Genomic DNA, 23047 nt, shown 5'->3' with positions numbered 1-23047 from the left:
AAAATGAATACATTAATAGCTATAACAGGATTAGGTGTTTTATGCCTTTTATTTGAAATTTTAAATTTCAGAAAAGCCATTGTCCCAGTAACAATTATTGGATTATTGGCAATTCTTGGATTAACCTACTCCGAATTTAATTCTCCTGCGAGTTATCACAATAATATGATTGTGGTGAGCCAGTTTTCATCTGCATTTTCAGCATTGTTTATTGTTCTTACCATTTTCTTGGTGGCGTTGAGTCACGATTTCTACGAAGATCACCAAACAAAAATATCAGATTTTATTGCCATAAAAATATTTATGTTAGCTGGTGCAATCGCAATGGTCTCTTTTGGAAACTTGGCAATGTTCTTTTTAGGAATCGAAATTTTGTCTATTTCCTTGTATATTCTTGCCGCAAGCAAGAGAACAAATATAAAAAGCAACGAAGCTGGAATGAAATATTTCTTGATGGGTTCCTTTGCTTCTGGAATTATATTGTTCGGAATTTGTTTGATTTACGGTGCAATGGGAACTTTTGACATTGCAGAAATTACAGATTGGTCTCGCTCTGCCGAATTGCCTTCTTGGTTTCCAATAGGAGTTTCATTGGTTACTATTGGAATGCTTTTCAAAATTGCTGCCGTTCCTTTCCATTTTTGGGCTCCTGATGTTTATGAAGGTTCACCTGCTTTGACAACTGCAACAATGAGTACTTTGGTAAAAGTAGTTGCAATGGCAACTTTATATAAATTGCTTACAGCTATGAATGCTGACCTTTCGGATGCATTTATCAATATCATTATTGTTATCTCAATTGCTTCGATGACTGTTGGAAATATAATGGCGTTGAGACAAACCAACGTGAAACGTATGTTGGCTTTCTCCGGAATTTCACACGCTGGTTTTATGTTGATGGCTTTGTTAAGCATCAGTACTTCGGCAGGAAGTTTATTGTATTATGCTACGGCATATTCATTAGCTGGAATTGCTGCTTTTGCGGTGATTTTATACGTTTGCAAAAACAAGGATAACGAAGCTATCGAAAACTTCAACGGTTTGGGAAAAACCAATCCATTATTGGCAGTCGTTCTTACATCAGCTTTACTTTCGATGGCTGGAATACCAATTTTTGCTGGATTTTTTGCCAAAATGGTTTTGTTCAATCAAACCATTCAAGCGGGTTATTTAGTAATTGTAATCGCAGCAGTTATCAACTCAATAATAAGTGTGGGTTATTATTTCAAGTTAATTTTGGCAATGTTTGGCAAAGAACCAAATGAAGAGACTACAAAAACTCCGTTTGTGTTTTATGCAGTGGCAGTTGTGGCAATTCTTCTGAATATTATTTTAGGTTTATTCCCTTCTGTGGTATTGGATTTATTGGGATAAAAAGTCAGTATGATTACAAAAATAATTTAACCGCAGATTCGCAGATTTTTGATAAATTTTAAAATCTGTGAATCTGCGGTAATTTTTTTTAAAATATAAGATAATAAACCATCCTGCCTATAAGCGTGGTGGTTTTTGTCTTCATTATACAACCAAAATATGTTTTTTAACTCATTACCCTTTGCTGTTTTCTTACCAATAGTGTTTTTACTCTATTGGCTTGTTTTCAGTAAAACAAAAAGTGCTCAAAACACATTTCTGGTTGTAGTGAGTTATTATTTTTATTCTTGTTGGGATTGGCGATTCTTATTTTTGCTATTGTTTTCTACCCTTTTATGTTATTTCACAGGAATCCAAATAGAAAAAAGTACACAGGAAAAAAGTCGAAAATTTTGGTTTTGGTTGAGCATCGTTTTTAATCTTGGATTCTTGGCAATTTTCAAATACTACAATTTTTTTGCCTTTTCCTTTGCAGAAGCATTAAGCAATATTGGTATAAAATCCAGTCCACTTTTATTGAATGTTATTCTTCCCGTTGGAATCTCTTTCTATACTTTTCACGGACTTTCGTACGTGATTGACATTTACTACAAAAGAATTCAGTCCGAGAAAAATGTAATTGATTATGCCTTGTTCGTAAGTTATTTTCCGCTTTTGGTGGCTGGACCAATCGAAAGAGCCACGCATTTATTGCCACAAGTAAAACTGAAAAGAAATTTCGATTTCGAAAAAGCCAAAGAAGGTGTTTACCAAATTATTTGGGGATTGGTAAAAAAAGTAGTGATTGCCGACACTTGCGCCACTTATGTTAATGCTATTTTTGACAATTACACTTCGATGAATTCTTTTTCCTTGATTTTGGGCGCAGTTTATTTTGCATTCCAAATTTATGGCGACTTTTCAGGATATTCGGATATGGCTTTGGGAATGTCGAAATTGTTTGGATTAGACTTGTTGCGAAACTTCAATTATCCTTATTTTTCAAGAGATATTGCCGAGTTTTGGCGTCGTTGGCATATTTCATTATCGTCTTGGTTTCGAGATTACTTGTACATTCCCCTTGGCGGAAGCCGTGGAAGCAAATGGAAACAAGTCCGAAATGTATTCATCATATTTGTAGTGAGTGGTTTTTGGCACGGAGCCAATTGGACTTTTCTAGCTTGGGGATTTATCAACGCCTTGTATTTTTTACCTTCATTGTTATTGGGAACAAACCGAAACAATATGGAAACGGCCGAACTGAATTGGGATTTCAATTCCATAAAAGTGTTTTTTAGTATTCTCGCCACTTTTTCGATGACGTGTTTGGCTTGGATATTTTTTAAGGCAAAATCCATAAGCATTGCTTTTGATTATATTGAAAGAATCTTTACCAACTGGACTTTCGCAACGCAATATCTAGAAAACGAACGTTACAATTACGAAGTGCTGTTGCTCGTCTTTGCATTTGTTTTGGTGGAATGGAACAGCCGATTCAAAATAGAACCCATTTCAGGAAAATACAGTTGGTTAAAAATGGCTTTGTGTCTCTTAGCAATTATCGCTTTGGGAACTTATGCGGATTATAAAGAATTTATTTATTTCCAATTCTAATGAAGAAATTTATAACATTAGTTGTCAAAATTCTATTCACTATTCTAGTGATTTTAGTAGCGCTGGATTGGACTTACACGACGGTGTATTTGCATTCTTCCAATCGTGGAAAAGTGGAAAATGTATTCAATTCCAAAGCTAAGAATTATGATGTGGTAATTTTGGGTTCGTCAAGAGCTAATAATCATTTTGTACCCGAATTATTTGAAAAGAAAGGACTTAAAACTTTCAATTATGGGATGAGTGGCGCACATTTATTCGAGGCTTCGCTAATGCTAAAATTGATGGCAGAAAGAAAATATCAAATCAAAACCGTGATTCTGGAAGCTGATTTAGGACTTTGCAACGAAAAAGAATCCGATATGATTGCTGCAAAATTTCTACCCTACATTCATCATTCCGAAGTAATAAAAAACCATTTTTTAAAGCTAGAAAACTTTAATGAATTGTATTATATTCCTTTTTATCGTTATATTGATTTTGATGCGCTTATTGGTTTCCGAGAAATGTACAATACTGCAACTGGCAAACCGACGAATATTTTAGACCATTTGGGTTATCATCCTTTGGGACACAAACCTGGAAATATGAAAAATGATTTGACTGCTTTGAAACCCATTCACAATAAATACTACGAGGAAATCAAGCAAATTTGCAAGCAAAACAATTACACTCTAATCGCTGTAATGACGCCAATGTGTTCTAATGTAAAAGGAATGGACTATTTTGAAAAGGCAAACAAAATTTATCCTGAAATTCACAATCTGGAAAATGTCGTTCAAGGTGATCAATATTTTTCTTCCTGCGGTCACATGAATGATACTGGTGCGAGGATGTTTACGGCTGTTGTTATAGAAAGGTTTTTTCAAACAAAATAAAATATTACAAATGGCAAACAACACCAAAACAATTCGTTGGAAAATCTTGGGTTGAGCCAAGTCACGATTTGGGCTTATTTATTTTTCTTTTGGAGAATTAACCTGAATTTTTTATTGAATATCCTTCTAACGGTTTGACTGCTGTTCAAGCCAGTTGGGATTCTAGGAAACCTAAAAAAATAAAAACAGCTCCAAAAATGGAGCTGTTTCTAAAAAAAAAGAATTGTTGAATTACTATCTTTTTCCAAATGTTTTTGTAAAAGTTCTGTCGTTATCTGTAACTACAAAAGTGTATTCTTCACTATTATTATAGTTGATGTCAAAAACTTTTTTCACGTTTTGATCTAAAACCTCTTTGCTATCATAAACTTCATTGTCGTCTTTATCGAAAATTTTAATGTTTACAGGAGATTTATCTACATTAAAAAGACCTACCCATACCAATCCCTCTTTGGATACAAATGTTGGTTTGTAAATTTCTGAAGTTGGTTCAGTTGATAATGAAGCCGTTTCCCCAATAACTGAAATTATATATCTAGAAATTTTAAAATCAGATTCAACTTCTAAGAAATAAGTTCCTTTTGGCAAAGCATTCAAATCATAGGTTCTATTAATATTCTTTTTCGAATTCACCTTTTCAGAATGAATCAGTTTACCTTCTGCATCATATATAGATAAATCAATAGTACTTATCATATTTTCCAAAGCAAAAGTTACAATCTTTCCCTGTTCTTTTTTTACTCCAATTGTAAAATCAACAGTACCTGCGTGTAAGTTCATAGTTGTAAATGCTACTACCAACACTAAACTAAATTTTAAAATCTTTTTCATAATTGTTTTTTTTTAAATTTATTATGGTTTGATAAGGCAAAGATATTGGAGTGATTCAGAGCATAACAACACCCTATTTTCTTATTTGTATGGTATATTACCTTTTACGAAAACGAAATAGGTTAAAAAAGACAATTGTGTGTTAATTAGAGTTAATTTTGCATTGATTTAAATTCTTAGTACTATGAAAAAGATACTTCCTACCCTAGAAATGATAGAACCATCGTTCGGGAGTTCCTTCACTTTGACTAAATATGTCGAAAATGAGAATAGCCAAGCCCACTTTTGGCATTATCATCCCGAAATCGAATTGGTATATGTAAACGGAGGCACAGGCAAACGCCAAGTAGGAAGCCATATTTCTTATTACACCACTGGCAGTCTAATACTTATAGGAAGCAACTTGCCCCATTGTGGTTTTACCGATGAAAAAACTGGAAATACCAAAGAAACGGTGATACACATGAAACCAGACTTTTTGGGAGTTGATTTTTTGGGGATTTCAGAAATGAAAAATATTCAGCATCTTTTCCATAGAGCCAAATCTGGTCTTGTTTTTATTGGTGAAACAAAAAAAAGAATAGGAAACAAAATAGAACTTATTGAAAACCAATTGCCGTTTGAAAGATTGCTCACTTTGCTTTCTATTCTAAATGAAATGGAAGAAGCCACCGAATTCAAGGTTTTGAATGCCGAAGGATTTTCAATGCACATGCAAATGCAGGACAATGACAAAATAAATACGATTTTCAACTTTGTAAAAGATAATTTTCAAGAACAAATCACTTTAGAGGAAGTGGCAGCATTGGTCAGTATGACCGTTCCTTCTTTTTGCCGCTATTTCAAGAAAATAACTCATAAAACATTTACGAAGTTTGTCAATGAATATCGCTTGGTACACGCCTCCAAACTATTAGCGGAAAAACGCATAAGCATTACCGAGATCAGCTTCGAAAGTGGTTTCAATAACTTTAGCTACTTCAATAAATCATTCCAAGAATTTACAGGTAAGAGTGCCTCACAATATCGTAAAGAACTGCGTTCCGTTCTAGAGTAATAATATGATTGCTTTTTGGAAAGTCAAAAAAACGCATCAAAATTTTTATCAACAATCATCAAAATTAACTTTTTATCCACATCACAATTATAGGCTATTCTGTAATTTTACACAATGTATGCTTTAGTCGATTGCAATAATTTTTACGCTTCCTGCGAACGTGTTTTTCAACCGAAATTCAACGGAAAACCGGTTGCGATTTTATCTAATAACGATGGTTGCGTGATTTCTAGAAGTAACGAAGCCAAGGTCGTTGGCGTTCCAATGGGCGCACCTGCATTTCAAATTAAAAATTTGGTCAAAGAAAAAAACATCAAATTATTCTCTTCGAATTATCCACTTTATGGCGATTTGAGCAATCGAGTGATGGCGATTTTAAACCAATTTACACCTAATCTGGAAATCTACAGCATTGATGAAGCTTTCCTGAATTTTGATGGATTGACCATTTCAGATTATCATAATTATGGACTTCAAATAAAACGTAGAGTGCAAAAATGGGTTGGCATTCCTGTTTGTATTGGCTTTGCCGAAACCAAAGTTCTATCGAAAGTCGCCAACAAAATTGCGAAGAAATTTCAAGATAGAACTTCGGGAGTTTATATAATCGACACCGAAGAAAAACGCATCAAAGCCCTGAAATGGACAAAGATTGAGGATGTTTGGGGCATTGGTTATCGAATGATTAAAAAAGTAAAATTGCGAAACATCAATACCGCTTTCGATTTTGTTCAACCTCAACACGAAGCTTGGATCAAGAAAGAAATGGGCGTTGTGGGAATGCGTTTGAAATATGAACTAGAAGGAAAATCGGTTTTGGAATTAGACCCAATTATCGACCAAAAGAAAAGCATTACCACTACCCGAAGTTTTCCCAAACAAATTTCCGATTTTGATTTGTTGCGCGAACGCGTGGCTACATTTGCATCGGTTTGTGCGGAGAAACTACGAAAACAAAAATCTTGTTGTCACACTATTATTGTGATGTTGGTCGTTGACAAACATACAATTCAAACCTCAAAATATTATTTTAACATGGCGGTTACGCTACCTTTTGCAACGAATTCGACGCTGACCATTTCAAATATGGCGATTGAAATGCTGAAAAAATTGCATAGAGGAAACGAAAATATGAAGTTCAAAAAAGCGGGTGTAATTGTTACTGAATTGATTGACGAAAACCAAAAACAGTTTCAATTATTCGACGAAGAAAATCCAAAACATTTAGCTTTGATGCAAGCAATGGACAAATTGAATACCAAAATTGGCGATACGAAAGTGAAATTGGCTACTCAGAATTTAAACCTGACTTGGAATATGAACCAGAATCATCTGTCACCCAAATATACTACTAATTTCAACGATATTCTCGAAATACGATGTCAGTAAATAAAGCGCAAAAACTAACTTTTTTCAAACCTAATTTCGAAAGCGAACTTAGATTTCCTTTCGTAAAAGAAGGGGTTTCGGCTGGATTTCCTTCGCCTGCGGCTGATTTTATGGAAACCAATATTGATTTGAATAAAGAATTAAGCACGAATCCTTTGGCTACTTTTTACATCAAAGTCAAAGGGAATTCGATGATTGACGCCGGAATCAACGACAAAGATGTTCTCGTGGTAGATCGAAGTTTGGAGCCACAGAATAACAAAATTGCCATTTGCTTTATTGATGGAGAATTCACCGTAAAACGCATTCAAAAAGAAAAAGATTGTTTGTATTTAATGCCCGAAAACCCCAGCTATTCTCCCATAAAAGTCACCGAAGAAAATGAACTCATCATTTGGGGAATCGTGACTTATGTAATAAAAAAAGTGTGAAACTAAACTGAATTAGTTTCACACTTTTTCTTCATAAGTAACGAGAAAGATATAATGTCGCAATTATTAAAAAGAGTTTTTGCCACAGATTAGAAGGATTAAAAAGATTTTTAAGCTTTACCGAATTAATCTGTGCCAATCTGAGACCCGAGTGATAACGAACAGGCGAAGCAAATCTGTGGCAAAGGAATTCATTAAAATACGACATTAAATTTTAGCTAATACTTAAATTTTGAATTCGTTGATTATTTAAGGGTAATGTTTGTTGATGCAGATTGTAATCCGTTTGATTTTGCTTCCAATTTTACAGAACCTGTTGTTTTTCCGGATTGAATAATTACCTGACATTTCCCGTTGAATGCACTTCGCTGCCAAGCACCATCACTGCATTTATCAGGTTCGTGAGAACTTGGATCACCATTTCCTACGCCAATTATTTTAGCATCTCCTGAAAGATAAAAGCGTACCCTATTATCGGCATCAGGAACTTCTCTTCCCTTTTCATCCGTAAGAGAAATATTAATCACCGTAGCATCTTTCCCGTCAGCAGTCAGCATATTTTTGTCGGGAGTCAATACAACATTATAAACTTGACCTGTTGTCTCCACTTTTGAAGTTAGTTTTTTGCCTTTTTTATAAGCAATTGCTTCTAAAGTTCCAGGTTCGTAATTCACTTCCCATTGCAAATGACTATTTCTTGGCATTACTTTTTTTCCTAAACTTTTCCCGTTTAAAAACAATTCCACGTTATCGGCATTGGAATTCACCCATACATCAATGGGTTGCCCTATTTTTTCAGGCCAGTTCCAATGCGGAGAAATGTGTAAAACATCTTCGTCTGTCCACCAACTTTGATAGTAGTAATAAATATTTTTTGGAAAACCGCAAACATCCAAAATTCCAAAATGAGAATTGATATTTGGCCATTTATAAGGTGTTGGTTCTCCCCGATAATCAAAACCAGTCCATACAAAACCACCCAGCCAATAGTCGTTTTCTGCGGCCAGTTTCCACCAATCTTCTGCTTTGCTAGCCCACCAAGGTGCCGTTATATCCTGATCAGGAACATAGGCTCTGATACTGTCCTTTTCATAAATTCCACGAGTTGTAACGGTACTTCCCATTTCAGTTCCAATCAGGGGTTGATTGGGATGCTCTTTATGATAATCGGCAACGGCAAATTGACGATAATTGAATCCGCGAATCGGAATCACTTCGTTTACACCTTTGAATTCATTCCCCATATCTGCAGCATAAGTACTCGTTCTGGAAGGATCAAGTTCTTTTTGTTTGGCCAATAGTGTTTGTGCAATTTTTTTGCCTTGTTCGGTTTTCTGAATCCATCCTTCTTCGTTTCCAATCGACCAAAGAAATACAGAAGGATGATTTCGGTCTCTCAGCATCAATCGCTCGAATTGATCTATATATTCTGGGCTACTGTTGAGTAAACGTTGCTCGTCTAAAACGAGCATTCCTAAACTGTCGCAGGCTTCAAGGAGTTCTGGTGTAGGTGCATTGTGGCTAGTTCTATACGCATTAGACCCCATTTCTTTTAATAATTTAATGCGATAATAGTGCATATAATCTGGTAAGGCACTACCGATTCCAGCATGATCTTGATGGTTGTTAGTTCCTTTAATTTTGATGTGTTTCCCATTTAGGAAGAAACCCTCTTTGGCATCAAATCGTATTGTTCTGACTCCAAATTTGCTTTTGGCTTGATTGACAATTTGTCCATCTTGCTCAACAACCGAAACCGCTCTATACAAATAAGGATCCTCCAATGACCATAAATGGGGGTTATTTATGTTCAACTTTTGCTTGACAATTATTTTACCATTTACTGGAAGAGAAACTTTTTGCACCCCAGTTTTGGCTACTATTTTTCCATTTCTATCTGTGATGTATGAGAAAACAACACATTGGGAAGCATTTAGATTTTTATTTTCAACTGTTGTTTGAATGTTTATTGCTGCCTTTTTTCCTTTGACTTCAGGAACTACATACAAGCCATCTTCCGGGATGTGCAAATTGTTGTATTGATTGAGCCATACGTGTCTATAAATTCCAGCTCCTTCATAGAACCAACCTTCATATTGGGTCGCATCAACCCTTACAACCAATACATTTTCTTTATCAAAATTAATATAATCAGTTACATCATAAGATTTTCCGACATAGCCACTACTATTTGTGCCCACATAAAAACCATTTAACCAGATGGAGGCATTGCGAAAGATTCCGTCAAATTGAATTTGGAAACGACTATTTATATTGTCTCTAGTTACAGAAAAATGTTTACGATACCAACCAATGCTTGTTTCGGGATAAAAGCCGCCAACTGGTTTATAGCCATGAGATTCTACATCAAAATTGGCAGAATTTTCAAATGGCAAACCCACTGCCCAATCGTGCGGCACGTTTATAGGCGTCCAAGTAGTATCTATAAATTTTGGATCAATCGCTGTTTTAGGAGCCGATCCTGATTTAGAAAAAATAGTGGCCGTACTATAATTAAAATCCTTGTCTGGATTGGCTGCATTTCCAAAATGAAACTTCCAACCTTCATCAAAGTTTATTTTTTTTTGAGCGTTTGCATTATATCCATTTAAGACAAAGCATAAAATTAGAAATGCCAATTTCCCAGATATCGGTAATAAAATTTTGTTCATTTTTGATATTTACTATTATTTAAAAGCATCTAAAGCAGGCGAAGGTTTTCCGTCAGATTGCCAAGCATTCAATTGATAACCACTCCAACTTTTTTCGCCTTCGGGTTCCCAATAAATAACGCCAAGCCCTTTGTTATTTGGAACAGCTTTTACAGCATTTATAACAGCAACGAGCATATCTTTAGTGTTTTGAACTAATGTATAATCGCCTCCAACCTCAACAACCATCACTTCTTTTCCGTACCTTGAAACCATATCTTTTAGATTATTCTCCAAGTCAGCAATCGTAGCCGTATAATCACTTTTTATCCAATAAGGATAATACGACATTCCAATCACGTCATATTTTACATTATTAGCTTTCGCATTATCAAAAAACCATCTGAATCTTGCATTATCATTTCCTTGATCCACGTGAACAATAACTTTGATTGATGCATCTATTGCTTTTGTTGCTTCGTATCCTTTATTTAATAATAGTGCCAATTGACCCCAATTTGAAGTGCTTCCTTCTGGCCAAAGCATTCCACTAGGAATTTCGTTGCCAATCTGCACCCATTCTGGAGTTACACCAGCGGATTTCAAGGCTGTCAAAACATCATAAGTATGTTGATACACATCATTTTGCAACTCTACAAAAGGATGGCTTGCCCAAGCGGCAGGTTTGGTTTGTTTAGCTGGATCTGCCCACGAATCACTATAGTGAAAGTCAATCATAATACGCATTCCCATATTTTTGGCACGAACAGCCATCACGACAGTTTCGGCTGGGCTACAATGTCCGCTAGCTTTATCGTTAGATGGATTTACCCAAACACGAAGACGAATGGTATTTATTCCTCTATCTTTCAGCAATTGCAAACAATCTTTTTGTGAACCATCAGTATCATAAAATTTGAATCCTGTGGCTTCCATTTGTGGCAACCAGCCCACATCAGCCCCTTTTAAAAACGCAAAAGTTGGTGGTATGGGAGTAGGTTCAGGTGTTGGCTCAGGTGTTTGGGCTCCACTGCAAGAATAAATTAGCAATGAGATTATTGTCACAAAAACTAATCGAAATTGTACTATTATTTTTTTCATTATTATTTTTAAAAAGGCATAAACATTAGATGTCTATTAGTGTTAAAATCTTAAAAAATAACCAATACTCATAGCTAAAAACAGGCTAATTCTTTAATTAATATTATAAAAAAACCGTTTGTTGTAATGATAGTTTCTGTGTTGAATTATTTCCAGAAAGCTGCATAAGCTACAACCAAGATAATCATTATTGCAAAGGAACAGATGTTGAATAAAGGACTTGTTTTAAATAACTCTTTAGTCAAAGGAATTCCTTTTGCATCCTCTTTTCCTTTATTTTCGATCAAGCTAATGATTGCAATTAAAATCATAGTTAAAACCGCAGTATATCCCATTTGATCCATCCAAGGCAACGTTGGGAAAAAAGATTCCATTCCACTTCCTGCAACCCAACCTTTTGGTCCAATTTTAAAGAACATAGCAATCGGAATAGAGAATAATGCTCCCCAAATAGCCGCTTTGTTTGTTGTTTTTTTCCAAAACAATCCCAATACAAAAACAGCTAAGATACCTGGACTTACAATCCCTGTATATTCTTGGATGTATTGGAATGCTTGATCAATTCCTCCTAAAAGTGGTGCCATAATAACCGCAATTAATAATGCAATACCTCCAGAAAGACGACCCACATTTACTGTTTTTTTGTCACCTGCATTAGGATTAATATATTGCTTGTAAATATCCATTGTAAAAATGGTAGAAGTTGAGTTCAACATAGAAGCTAACGAAGATACAATGGCAGCAGCTAATGCAGCAAAAGCCAATCCTTTTAATCCTGCTGGCAAGAAATGCAATAACCAGGGATAAGCTCTATCTGCAGTTCCTATTCCCGGCAAGTTTTCCATTGCAGAGGCTCCTAATCTAGCCATAATAGTTGGATCATTAATAATTACATAAGCTGCAATTCCAGGAATTACCACAATCAAAGGGATAATCAATTTTAAAAAAGCTGCTAATAAAATTCCTTTTTGAGCTTCACGCAACGATTTTGCAGCCAATGTTCTTTGGATAATATATTGATTAAAACCCCAATAATATATATTAGCAACCCAAAGTCCACCAACTAAAACTCCAATACCAGGAAGATTCATATATTCAGGATTCGATTTGTCTAAAATCATCACAAAACGGTCTGGTGCTGCATGGTAAATATGTTGTAATCCTGCCCACATTCCAGCTCCATCAGAAACTGTATTTAAGGCCAAATAAGTAGTTACTAAACCTCCTAAAACCAAGAAAACTACTTGAATTACATCTGTCCAAGCAACAGCTGAAAGTCCGCCATATAAAGAATAAGCCGCAGAAAATAGTGCTAATCCAATAATAGCATACATAATATTTATACCTAAGATTGTCTCAATAGCTAATCCACCTAAATACAATACAGTGGTTAGATTTACAAATACATATAAAGCAATCCAAAATACGGCTAAAATTGTTTTCAGATTTGTAGAAAAACGTTTCTCAACAAATTCAGGAATAGTATATATTCCTTTTTCAATGAAGATAGGCAGAAAATATTTTCCAACTATGATTAAAGTAAAAGCAGCCATCCATTCATAAGAAGCAATTGCCAAACCTAAAGCAAAACCAGAACCTGACATCCCGATAAATTGTTCTGCAGAAATATTTGCCGCAATTAATGACGAACCAATTGCCCACCATGGTAATGATTTACTCGCAAGAAAATAATCTTCAGCATTTTTTTGCTGACCATCCTTATCTCGTGATACCCATAAGCCAACTCCCAAAATTAGTAATGCGTAAGCGGAAAAAACCGCATAATCTATAAATCCAAAACCTGTTTCCATAAAATGTTTATTGTTAGTAATTTAAAATAATTTATACTCTAAAAATATGTTTTCCTATTTGTATTCTTATTTATTAATGTCTGCAAAAAATAAAACCTATTTAGACCTTCCTTTTTGTACCCTTTCCTAGCACTTTCTATAGCTTGAATCTATACTGAATTTGGTCTTCCATCCCAGTATATTATTTGCTTTTATAATGTACATCAGATAAATCTCTTAACATTTGAGCGCTTTTCTCAGGAGTGATATCACGTTGAGATTCACCCATCATTTCGTATCCCACCATAAATTTTTTTACAGTTGCTGAACGCAATAATGGCGGATAAAAATGCATGTGAAATTGCCATTCCGGATGCGACTCTCCATCTGTAGAGGACTGATGAATTCCTGATGAATAAGGAAACGACGTTTGAAATAGATTATCATATTTCGATGTCAATTGTTTTAAAGTCAAGGCAAAATCAGTGATTTCGTCTTTAGTAAAATTAGTGATTTTATTGATATGACGTTTACTAATTATCATCGTTTCGAACGGCCAAATAGCCCAAAAGGGAACTAAAGCTACAAAATGATTATTCTCAATTACAATTCTTTCTCCCAACTTCAATTCTTCTTTCAAATAATCTAAAAGAAGATTAGATTGATGTGCATCATAATACCCTTTTAAATTGTTTTGCGTTTTCTCAACTTCGGTTGGCAAGGAAGATTGCGCCCATATTTGTCCGTGTGGATGTGGATTGCTACATCCCATTACGCTTCCTTTGTTTTCAAAAATCTGAACGTGGTTGATGTAATCAACATTTCCCAAATTAGTATATTCTTTTTGCCAAGTAAGTATAATGTTTTCAATATCTTCCATAGGCATTTCAGGCAAAGTCAAGTTGTGTTTTGGAGAAAAACAAACTACTCTAGAAATACCTCTTTCTGGTTTTGCTTTGAAAAAAGTTTCAGTTGTTTTCTCTTCAAATGCAATTTCTTCTTGCTTTAAAGCAGCAAAATCATTTTCGAAAACAAAAGCATTTTCATAAGCTGGATTTACCTCGCCATTAGCTCTTATATTTCCAGGACATAAGTAACAGTTTGGGTCATATTCGGGTAATGTATTTGAAGTTACCGTTTCATTCTGACCTTGCCAAGGTCTTTTTGAACGGTGAGGAGAAACTAAAACCCATTCGTTTATTAATGGATTATAGCGTCTATGTGGGTCTTCGTATATATCGAATTTTTTCATTCTAATTAGTATAAAGTGTTGTGCCGTTACTTATTTTAACATCATAAATTTTTAATTCTATCCCAAAAGCATCCAAATATAATTTAGAAAGCTTTGACTTTATGGATTCTTCTTCTCCTTTTTTAATTAAGTTTATAGTGCATCCCCCAAAACCACCACCCATCAAACGAGAACCAATTACGCAATTTTCTTTTTTTACGCTATTGACCAAAAAATCTAATTCATCGCAACTCACTTCATATTCAACCGATAATCCTTCGTGAGTTTCAAACATTAATCTTCCTAAAACTTCAATTTCCCCATTGTCTAAAGCTTCGCAGGCTTTTGTAACTCGGCTAATTTCTTTAACTACAAAAGAACATCTTTTAAAAATATCTGGCCCCATCACCTTTTCCAAACTTAAAACTTGACTTTCTGTGCAATCTCTAAAACTTTTAATTTCTGGAAAATTTGTTTTTAGTATCGAAATGCCTTCTTCACATTGTTCTCTTCTTTGATTATAGGCCGATGTCATTAAGGAATGTTTTACATTCGAATCGAATAAAACCAAAGAATAATCGCTAAAATTAGCGTCGTGATATTCGAATTCTAAAGTGCTACAATCTATTTTTATCACTTTATTTTCTAAACCCATTACACTCGAAAATTGATCCATAATTCCGCAATTAATCCCAACCCAATGTTCCGCTTTTTGTCCCATTAAGGCAATATCAATTGGCTTTATTTTCAAACCAAAAAGTTCATTAATTCCAAAAAGGAATCCACATTCTAATGCTGCTGAAGAAGACAAACCGGAACCCACTGGAATATTGCTGCTAAAAACACAGTTGAAACCTTCAAAAATAAATCCATTGTTTTTTAATTGATTAATAACTCCTCGCAAGTAATTTGTCCAAACTTTATCATTTAACTTAACGGTATCATTTAAATCAATTTCAAATTCATCCTCAAGATCAATGGCAATTATTTTTGAGGTATTGGTGTTGTTTTTCTCGAAAGCAAAACAGATAATTTTATCAATTGCTGCTGGTAAAACAAAACCGTCATTGTAGTCGATATGCTCGCCAATAATGTTAATTCTTCCCGGAGAAAGTACTATTTTTTCTGGATTTGAACCCAATTTTTCTTTGAAAAAATTTATTGTTTTTGTAATTAAAAGATTATTCATTAGTATAAGTATAAAATTTTGTGCTAAAAATTATTGATTCACGTTTTTTATGTTTTTTTTCCAATATTCAAAAATAAAATAAAAATTCACTTTTACATACCAGTACCTACCAGTTTTTGTATCTTGCAAAAAAATCATTTCTATGAACATTATTTCTATCAAAAATAATTTGGGAATTCCAAAATATAAACAAATCATTTCATCAGTAGAAAGAGCAATTGAAGAAGGAAAATTAAAAAAAGACGATCATTTACCATCAATAAATAAAGTTTGCTTAGAATTTTCTTTGTCCCGCGATACGGTGTTACAAGCTTATGAAGAACTTAAAAAAAGAGGAATTATTTATGCGATTTTAGGCAAAGGATACTACTTAAAAAGCACTAATATAACCACAAAACAAAGGATTTTTTTACTTTTCGAGGAATTAAATATTTTCAAAGAAGACCTTTATAATTCTATCTTAGAAAACATAGGAAATGGCGTTCAAGTCGAAATTTTCTTTCATCATTTTAATCTCAAAGTGTTTAAAAAAATAATTGACGACAGTAATGGTCTCTACACCAAATACATAATTATGCCGACAAATTTAGTTGGAGCCGCCGCAATTATAAAAACCCTACCAGTTAATGATGTTTATATATTAGACCAAACAAATTCAGAACTTAAAATCTTTCCCGCTGTTTTTCAAAATCATAAAAAGGATATTTATAATGCTTTATTAAAGGGGAAAAACCAACTATTGAAATATAAAAAACTGATCTTAATCTTTCCTGGCTTTCGAGAACCCATTGGTATGAAAGAAGGATTTGAAAAATTTTGCAATGATTATATAATTGAATATGAAATCATTGCTGAGTTTAAAAACAGAGGAATAAAAACAGAGGAAGTATATATCATTCCAAATGACCGAGACTTAGTAAGTGTGATAGAAAAATCGAAACTTCAAAATTTGAAATTAGGTGACGATTTTGGAATTATTTCTTACAATGAAACTCCTTTAAAAAAAATAGTAGAAAATGGCATCACAACCATTTCAACAGATTTTCGTGCTATGGGAAAAATTATGTCCCAAATGATTTTAGAAGGAAAAAAAGAACAAATAGAAAACAAATGTTCCTTGATATTGAGAAATTCTTTGTGAATTAAAACCAAAAAAACCGCTTCTTTCGAAGCGGTTTTTGTACCCGGAGCCGGAGTCGAACCGGCACGGTTTCCCACAGGTGTTTGAGACCAGCGCGTCTACCAATTCCGCCATCCGGGCTTAGCAGACAATGAAATAACAACAGTTATTTCAACGCAATAAAAGAGGAGATTGTTATAAATCAACCATCGATTCCTTTAACACGGTGCAAATGTAAAAAATAATATTAAAATCACTATTAAAAATACTTAAATTTTTCCTTTCAGAGTTCGATTTTATTCCTAAATTTGCACCTCGGTAAAACGAAAAACAGCAACTAACTACAAAACAACAAATTAAATGTCACACTTAGAGCCAGAAGCTAAAATTTTTGCGTGTTCACAAAGTGTTTATCTCGCCGAAAAGATTGCTAAAGAATATGGAATTCCATTAGGCAAGGTTACAATGTCAAAATACAGCGATGGGGAATTTCAGCCCTCTTATGAGGAGTCTATTAGAGGCTTGCGTGTATTTATTGTTTGTTCCACTTTCCCAAATTCAGATAATTTGATGGAATTGTTACTTATGATAGATGCTGCAAAACGAGCTTCGGCTAGACACATCACAGCTGTAATTCCATACTTTGGTTGGGCAAGACAAGACAGAAAAGACAAACCAAGGGTTCCGATTGGAGCAAAATTGACAGCAAAGTTGCTAGAAACTGCTGGAGCAACAAGAATAATGACGATGGATTTGCACGCAGATCAAATTCAAGGATTCTTTGAAAAACCTGTAGATCACCTTTTTGCATCGACAATATTTTTGCCGTATGTAAAAAGTTTGAACCTAGAAAATTTAACAATCGCATCGCCAGATATGGGAGGTTCTAAAAGAGCTTATGCGTATTCAAAATTCCTAGAGTCTGATGTTGTAATTTGCTACAAACAGAGAAAAGAAGCCAATGTTATTGACACAATGGAATTGATTGGTGAAGTGAAAGGCAGAAATGTAATTTTGGTTGATGATATGATTGACACCGGAGGCACATTGGCGAAAGCCGCAGATTTAATGATAGAAAAAGGAGCATTGAGTGTAAGAGCAATTTGTACACACGCTATTTTATCAGGAGGTGCCTACGAAAAAATAGAAAATTCGAAATTACTCGAATTGATAGTTACCGATTCTATTCCGTTAAAGAAAGAATCAAACAAAATAAGAGTCGTGAGTTGTGCACCTCTTTTTGCAGAAGTAATGCAAATGGTACAACACAACAATTCCATTAGCGGAAAGTTTTTGATGTAATTCATACACAGAAACCAAAAGCTAATCCCAACAAGAGTTTAATTAATAACTATATAAATATTTACAATGAAATCGATTACAATTAAAGGATCAGAAAGAGAAAGCGTGGGCAAAGTTGCGACTAAAGCCTTACGTAATGCTGGAGCGGTTCCTTGCGTGTTATACGGAGGAAATCAACCAGTGCATTTTTCAGCAGACGAAAGAGCATTCAAAACCTTGGTTTACACTCCAAACGCACACACGGTTGTGATTGAACTTGGTGAAGGAAAATCATTCAATGCTGTTTTACAAGACATTCAGGTTCACCCGGTGTCTGACAAAATTTTACACATTGACTTCTTTCAGTTATTTGACGACAAAGAAATCACTATGGAAGTTCCAGTAAAAATTACTGGTGTTTCTCCAGGTGTATTATTAGGTGGTGATTTACGTTTAAATACTCGTAGATTAAAAGTAAAAGCTTTACCAAAAAATCTTCCAGATAATGTTGAAGCTAACATTTCTGAACTTCAAATGGGAAACAAATTGTATGTAACGAAACTTGTTTCTGACAAATACAAATTATTACACCCAGACAACACTGTTGTTTGTCAAGTAAGAATTTCTCGTGCAGCTATGAAAGCAGCTCAAGAAGCAGCAAAAGCAGCAAAAGCACCTGCAAAAGGAAAGAAAAAATAATTTTTTTCGAAATATTCAAAAAAGCATCAGTTGTACAACTGGTGCTTTTTTTGTTTTATAAAACTCAACAGACGCAGAATCTAATCCCCCTTTTCAAATTTCCAAATTATCTCATTTTCAAATTAAGTAATTAGATTACTTTTGTAAAATGATAAAATAGATAAAAACCCTATTTTCATCAACAAAAACAGAAGACAATACAGATTATATGAAACCAGAGGTTCACGAATACCAAAAAAATAATATGAAAGCATGAGTAATAAATTTTTGATTGTAGGACTAGGCAATATTGGTGCTGAATATGTAAACACAAGACACAACATTGGTTTTAAAATCGTCGATTTCTTTGCCAAAAAAGAAGGAATTAATTTCGAAACCGTAAAGCTTGGAGCACTTGCTGAATATAAACTTAAAGGGCGCACTTTTTTGCTTTTAAAACCCAATACTTATATGAATTTGAGTGGAAAAGCAGTGAAATACTGGATGGACAAAGAAAATATTCCTCTAGAAAATATTATGATAATTGCCGATGACTTAAATTTATCTTTTGGAACCATTCGCATCAGAAAAAAAGGCAGTGACGGAGGGCACAACGGATTAAAAAACATCAACTTACTTTTGAATACAACAGATTATAACCGATTTAGATTTGGCATTAGTGACGAATTCAAAAAAGGGAAACAAATAGATTATGTACTTGGCGAATGGGAAGAAGATGAAAAAGAAAAGCTTCCCGAGCGACTAGAATTGGCTTCCGAGATTATAAAATCCTTTGGAACTGCTGGATTAGAAAACACAATGACAGCATTCAATGGGAAATAAGACGGTAAAAAATATTTTTGTGTTTAAATTATAATTAATTTGGTCTTTCCTAGTTTTGCTTAAATGAAAAATACTTCTCATATTCATAATCTATTCGTTGTAATTTGTTTGCTTTCCCTAAACTTGACATTTAGTCAAGGCAATAAACAAGCAAAAAGTACTTTGTTTGGCAATCCAAAAAATATAGTTAACGGACACATTCGATGTGCAACTACAGAATATGAAAAATTTCTTCAGGAAAATAATCCAAAAAGAATGACCAACACCCAGTTTGAAGCATGGGTAACACCATTAGTTAAGCACTACCAATCTATGAGAACTACATCTCAAAGTGGAGGAGTCATAACAATACCAGTTGTAGTCCACGTGATACATAGTGGACAAGCAATCGGAACGGCACCAAACATTACAGATGCACAAGTTCAATCTCAGATTACTATATTGAATCAAGATTACAGAAAAATGATAGGAACTCCTGGTGATAACTCAAATCCTGTAGGAGCTGATGTTCAAATTGAATTTGCTTTTGCTCTTCAAGATCCAAATGGAAATCCAACAAACGGTATCGATCGAATAAGTTTCTGCCAAGAAAATTGGTCAGAAACAGAGTTTGATTCAAAGGTAAAACCAGCAACCATTTGGGATCCTACATTATATATGAATATGTGGACTGTTAAATTAACCGACAATACAGTTTTGGGTTATGCACAATTTCCAGATGCTTCGGGCTTATCAGGTCTTGATGCTTCTGGTGGTAATGCAAACTCTGACGGAGTAGTTTCAAGCTATAATGTGTTTGGTAGTATTACATATGATGACGGGACTTTTTTATTGGATCCAACTTATAACAAAGGAAGAACAATGACTCATGAAGTAGGCCACTGGTTAGGATTAAGGCATATTTGGGGAGATTCTACTTGTGGAGACGATTATTGTGCAGACACACCTGTTCACCACGATGCTAATTATGGATGCCCAACTATTGTAAATTGTGATGCCAATGGAAATGAAATGGTTGAAAACTATATGGATTATACGGACGATACTTGTATGAACATTTTCACCCAAAACCAAAAAGACAGAATAACTGCCGTTATGAATAATTCTCCTCGAAGATCTACGTTAAAAACTTCAACCAAAAACGCTCCATTAACTTTATTTGTAAATGATGCAGAAGTAAAGCTTGAGTCAAGTTGTCCATTATCCGCTTGCGGTGCTGTTCCTAACCAAACTATTCAGAAAATTACCCTTTATAATAGAGGAACAAGCAACTTAACTTCGGCAACATTAAATTATAACATTAATAATGGTACTAATGCAACCTATAATTGGACTGGAAATTTAGCAACAAATGCAGCGGATACTTTTGATTTAACAATAAATTCGCCAATAAATGGAATTATAAACATTGAAATCATTAAAGCTAATGGAGTAGCTGACCAAAGAAATTCAAACAACACTTCCTCTGAAACATTTACACTTCCAACAGCGCCCACTAACTACACTATTAATGATTTTGTGTTTAGATTACAGCAAGACGAGTTTGGAAGCGAAACCACTTGGAGTCTAAAAAATGATTCTGGAACAATTTTATATAGTGGCGGATCCTATACAGACACAACACCAATCCCTGCATTAATCACTCAAAACTGGACACTTGCAAATAACCAATGCTATATTTTTTCAATAAATGACACTGAAGGAGATGGGATTTGCTGTGATTTCGGAGCTGGTTATTATGATATTAAATCTTCAGACGGATCTATTCTTGTAGCGTCAGGAGCTTCATTTGCAACAGCCGCAATCACAACATTCAGCATTAATCTAGACGTAGTTATAGATTCCAATGATTTTTATATCTATCCAAATCCCACAAAAGAACTTTTAAATGTAAAAACCCCAAGCAATTCAGGGTTTCTAAACAGTTACAAGATTAGTAATATTTTAGGGCAAATAATCAAAACCGAAACGTTTTTTAATGTAAATGACTATACAATCAACACAACCTCTTTAAGCAGTGGTGTCTATTTTATTGCTCTTGAAAAAGGAACCAAGAAAAAGGCTTTACGATTTATCAAAGAATAATTTTGTCAAATAATATTCAGAGAGGATTGATTTCTTTCCATTTGCTTTTTTTAAATACTTATTAGAAAATTAGTAACTTTGACGAATAAATTTCATAAAATGAAAACAATTACCTCTATTTCTACCAAAATAATCCTTACTGCCTTTTGCCTTTTTATACTCGGTAATACCTATAGTCAGGCAAACAAAACAACAAGCAAAACTCTATTTGGCAAAGCTGTTAAAGTAAAAAATGCAAATCCAAACAATGGAATCATTCGTTGTGCCACTGTAGAGTATGAGCAATATCTTCAAGAGAAAAACCCATCGAGAATGACAAATGCTCAGTTTGAAGCTTGGCTAGCTCCATTAGTAAAGAAACAAATAGCATTGCGAGCTAGCTCAAAAACAGCTGTATCAACAATAATAACAATCCCAGTAGTTGTTCACGTGATACACAACGGACAAGCTATTGGAACTGCTCCAAATATTACCGATAACCAAGTACAATCACAAATTACAGTTCTAAATCAAGATTACAGAAGAATGTTAGGTACTCCAGGAGGAACAAGTACGAACCTTGTTGCGGCTGATGTCCAAATTGAATTTGTTCTTGCCAAACAAGACCCAGACGGAAACCCTACAAACGGAATTGACCGAGTAAACATGTGTCAATCTTCTTGGTCAGAAACTGACATAAACGAAACTGTAAAGCCATCAACAATTTGGGATCCAACTCAATATATGAATATGTGGACCTTAAAATTCACAAGAAACGATCTTCTTGGCTATGCTCAATTTCCAAATTCTTCTGGCTTACAAGGTCTTAATGCTTTTGGAGGAGATGCAAACACAGATGGTGTCGTTTCACGTTATGATGTTTTTGGTAGTAGCGATTTTGGCAGCACCTTTTTATTGGCAGCACCTTATGATAAAGGAAGAACTATGACGCACGAAGTTGGACATTATCTAGGATTAAGACATACTTGGGGTGATGGCAATGGTCATCCAGCCATTCCAGCTGATCCAACCACAACCCCTCCAACCCCGGCATCTCCGGCATCCCCTGATTGTACAGCAACTGATTATTGTGCAGATACTCCTCAAGAAGGCTATGAACACTATGATTGTATAACTACTTATGACACTTGTCCAACAGATATAGGCAATGATATGGTAGAAAATTATATGGATTACACTGATGATGCCTGTATGAATATTTTTACCCAAAATCAAAAAGAGAGAATAATGGTCGTTATGGCTAATTCCGACAGAAGAAAAACGCTTGCCCTCTCTACTAAAGGGACAGCGATTATTTTATATGCTAATGATGCCGAAATTAAAACGGTAACCAATTACTGCTCTTCCAATATTACCGACTGCGCCTCACTACCCACTCCTACCAACAAGAATGTGGTTCTAACCAATAGAGGAACATCCGCTTTAACATCCGCAAGTTTAAAATACTCTATTGCTGGAGGAGCCAATCAAACTCAAACTTGGACAGGTTCTTTAGCTCAAAATGAATCTATAATTGTAACACTTT

Annotated in this window: 17 protein-coding genes, 1 tRNA gene and 1 pseudogene; 12 read left to right on the top strand and 7 right to left on the bottom strand. The window is 34.6% G+C overall.

Going from position 1 to position 23047, the window contains the following annotated elements; genetic code table 11:
- Window positions 1–3 precede the first annotated feature (3 nt).
- The 3 genes from PHC28_RS00235 (at window position 4) to PHC28_RS00225 (ending at window position 3845) form a co-directional block, all read left to right on the top strand.
- Window positions 4–1374, top strand: a complete 1371-nt coding sequence (locus PHC28_RS00235; RefSeq protein WP_300095205.1) for an NADH-quinone oxidoreductase subunit N — start codon at window positions 4–6, stop codon at window positions 1372–1374.
- Between the two features lie 159 nt (window positions 1375–1533).
- Window positions 1534–2967 carry an MBOAT family protein gene (locus tag PHC28_RS00230; RefSeq protein WP_300095202.1) on the top strand — a complete coding sequence of 478 codons (1434 nt, stop codon included), beginning with the start codon at window positions 1534–1536 and terminating at the stop codon, window positions 2965–2967.
- Complete coding sequence (locus tag PHC28_RS00225) at window positions 2967–3845, top strand: hypothetical protein (RefSeq protein WP_300095199.1); 879 nt, start codon at window positions 2967–2969, stop codon at window positions 3843–3845. Before PHC28_RS00230 ends, PHC28_RS00225 begins: the two co-directional genes overlap by 1 nt.
- Before the next feature lie 234 nt (window positions 3846–4079).
- Here the strand turns inward: PHC28_RS00225 and PHC28_RS00220 are convergent, their stop codons facing one another.
- Window positions 4080–4676: a T9SS type A sorting domain-containing protein gene (locus PHC28_RS00220; protein ID WP_300095194.1), complete on the bottom strand. Its 597-nt coding sequence runs from the start codon at window positions 4674–4676 to the stop codon at window positions 4080–4082.
- 184 nt (window positions 4677–4860) lie between these two features.
- On the opposite strand from PHC28_RS00220, the gene PHC28_RS00215 reads away from it, so the two are divergent.
- The 3 genes from PHC28_RS00215 (at window position 4861) to PHC28_RS00205 (ending at window position 7553) form a co-directional block, all read left to right on the top strand.
- Window positions 4861–5733, top strand: coding sequence for an AraC family transcriptional regulator (locus PHC28_RS00215; protein ID WP_300095190.1), 873 nt, complete (start codon window positions 4861–4863; stop codon window positions 5731–5733).
- Window positions 5734–5847: 114 nt separating this feature from the next.
- Window positions 5848–7122 carry a Y-family DNA polymerase gene (locus PHC28_RS00210; RefSeq protein WP_300095187.1) on the top strand — a complete coding sequence of 425 codons (1275 nt, stop codon included), beginning with the start codon at window positions 5848–5850 and terminating at the stop codon, window positions 7120–7122.
- Complete coding sequence (locus tag PHC28_RS00205; protein WP_300095182.1) at window positions 7113–7553, top strand: LexA family transcriptional regulator; 441 nt, start codon at window positions 7113–7115, stop codon at window positions 7551–7553. Before PHC28_RS00210 ends, PHC28_RS00205 begins: the two co-directional genes overlap by 10 nt.
- Before the next feature lie 245 nt (window positions 7554–7798).
- Here PHC28_RS00205 and galA read toward each other — a convergent pair whose 3' ends face one another.
- From galA to galK, 5 genes are all read right to left on the bottom strand, one after another.
- Window positions 7799–10225 (bottom strand): beta-galactosidase GalA, encoded by a 2427-nt coding sequence (galA, locus tag PHC28_RS00200; RefSeq protein WP_300095179.1) that lies wholly within the window; start codon window positions 10223–10225, stop codon window positions 7799–7801.
- A gap of 15 nt (window positions 10226–10240) precedes the next feature.
- The gene (locus PHC28_RS00195) at window positions 10241–11305 is read right to left on the bottom strand and encodes an arabinogalactan endo-1,4-beta-galactosidase (RefSeq protein WP_300095175.1); all 1065 of its coding nucleotides are present in this window, start codon (window positions 11303–11305) and stop codon (window positions 10241–10243) included.
- A gap of 146 nt (window positions 11306–11451) precedes the next feature.
- The gene (locus PHC28_RS00190; protein WP_300095170.1) at window positions 11452–13116 is read right to left on the bottom strand and encodes a sodium/sugar symporter; all 1665 of its coding nucleotides are present in this window, start codon (window positions 13114–13116) and stop codon (window positions 11452–11454) included.
- Between the two features lie 181 nt (window positions 13117–13297).
- Window positions 13298–14347, bottom strand: a complete 1050-nt coding sequence (locus PHC28_RS00185) for a UDP-glucose--hexose-1-phosphate uridylyltransferase (protein WP_300095167.1) — start codon at window positions 14345–14347, stop codon at window positions 13298–13300.
- 1 nt (window position 14348) lies between these two features.
- On the bottom strand, window positions 14349–15515 hold the full coding sequence (galK, locus tag PHC28_RS00180; RefSeq protein WP_300095164.1) for a galactokinase: 1167 nt from the start codon (window positions 15513–15515) through the stop codon (window positions 14349–14351).
- Between the two features lie 142 nt (window positions 15516–15657).
- On the opposite strand from galK, the gene PHC28_RS00175 reads away from it, so the two are divergent.
- Entirely contained in the window at window positions 15658–16656 is a 999-nt protein-coding gene (locus PHC28_RS00175) for a GntR family transcriptional regulator (RefSeq protein WP_300095162.1), read from the top strand.
- A 40-nt stretch (window positions 16657–16696) separates the two neighbouring features.
- Here the strand turns inward: PHC28_RS00175 and PHC28_RS00170 are convergent.
- Window positions 16697–16776 (bottom strand) — tRNA-Leu (locus PHC28_RS00170).
- Between the two features lie 219 nt (window positions 16777–16995).
- Here PHC28_RS00170 and PHC28_RS00165 point away from each other — a divergent pair.
- From PHC28_RS00165 to PHC28_RS00145, 5 genes and pseudogenes are all read left to right on the top strand, one after another.
- Window positions 16996–17937: a ribose-phosphate pyrophosphokinase gene (locus PHC28_RS00165; protein WP_300095158.1), complete on the top strand. Its 942-nt coding sequence runs from the start codon at window positions 16996–16998 to the stop codon at window positions 17935–17937.
- Window positions 17938–18003: 66 nt separating this feature from the next.
- The gene (locus PHC28_RS00160; RefSeq protein ID WP_300095155.1) at window positions 18004–18615 is read left to right on the top strand and encodes a 50S ribosomal protein L25/general stress protein Ctc; all 612 of its coding nucleotides are present in this window, start codon (window positions 18004–18006) and stop codon (window positions 18613–18615) included.
- Window positions 18616–18823: 208 nt separating this feature from the next.
- Window positions 18824–19437 (top strand): annotated as a pseudogene (pth, locus tag PHC28_RS00155) (aminoacyl-tRNA hydrolase).
- A 63-nt stretch (window positions 19438–19500) separates the two neighbouring features.
- Window positions 19501–21522 (top strand): M43 family zinc metalloprotease, encoded by a 2022-nt coding sequence (locus tag PHC28_RS00150; protein WP_300095152.1) that lies wholly within the window; start codon window positions 19501–19503, stop codon window positions 21520–21522.
- 99 nt (window positions 21523–21621) lie between these two features.
- The coding region (locus PHC28_RS00145) for a zinc metalloprotease (RefSeq protein WP_300095149.1) at window positions 21622–23047 on the top strand (1426 nt) is incomplete at its 3' end.

The sequence above is a fragment of the Flavobacterium sp. genome (assembly GCF_028712645.1).
Classification (GTDB): domain Bacteria; phylum Bacteroidota; class Bacteroidia; order Flavobacteriales; family Flavobacteriaceae; genus Flavobacterium.
Note: the sequence above shows the minus strand (reverse complement) of the source record. Positions and strands in the feature narration are given on the sequence as shown.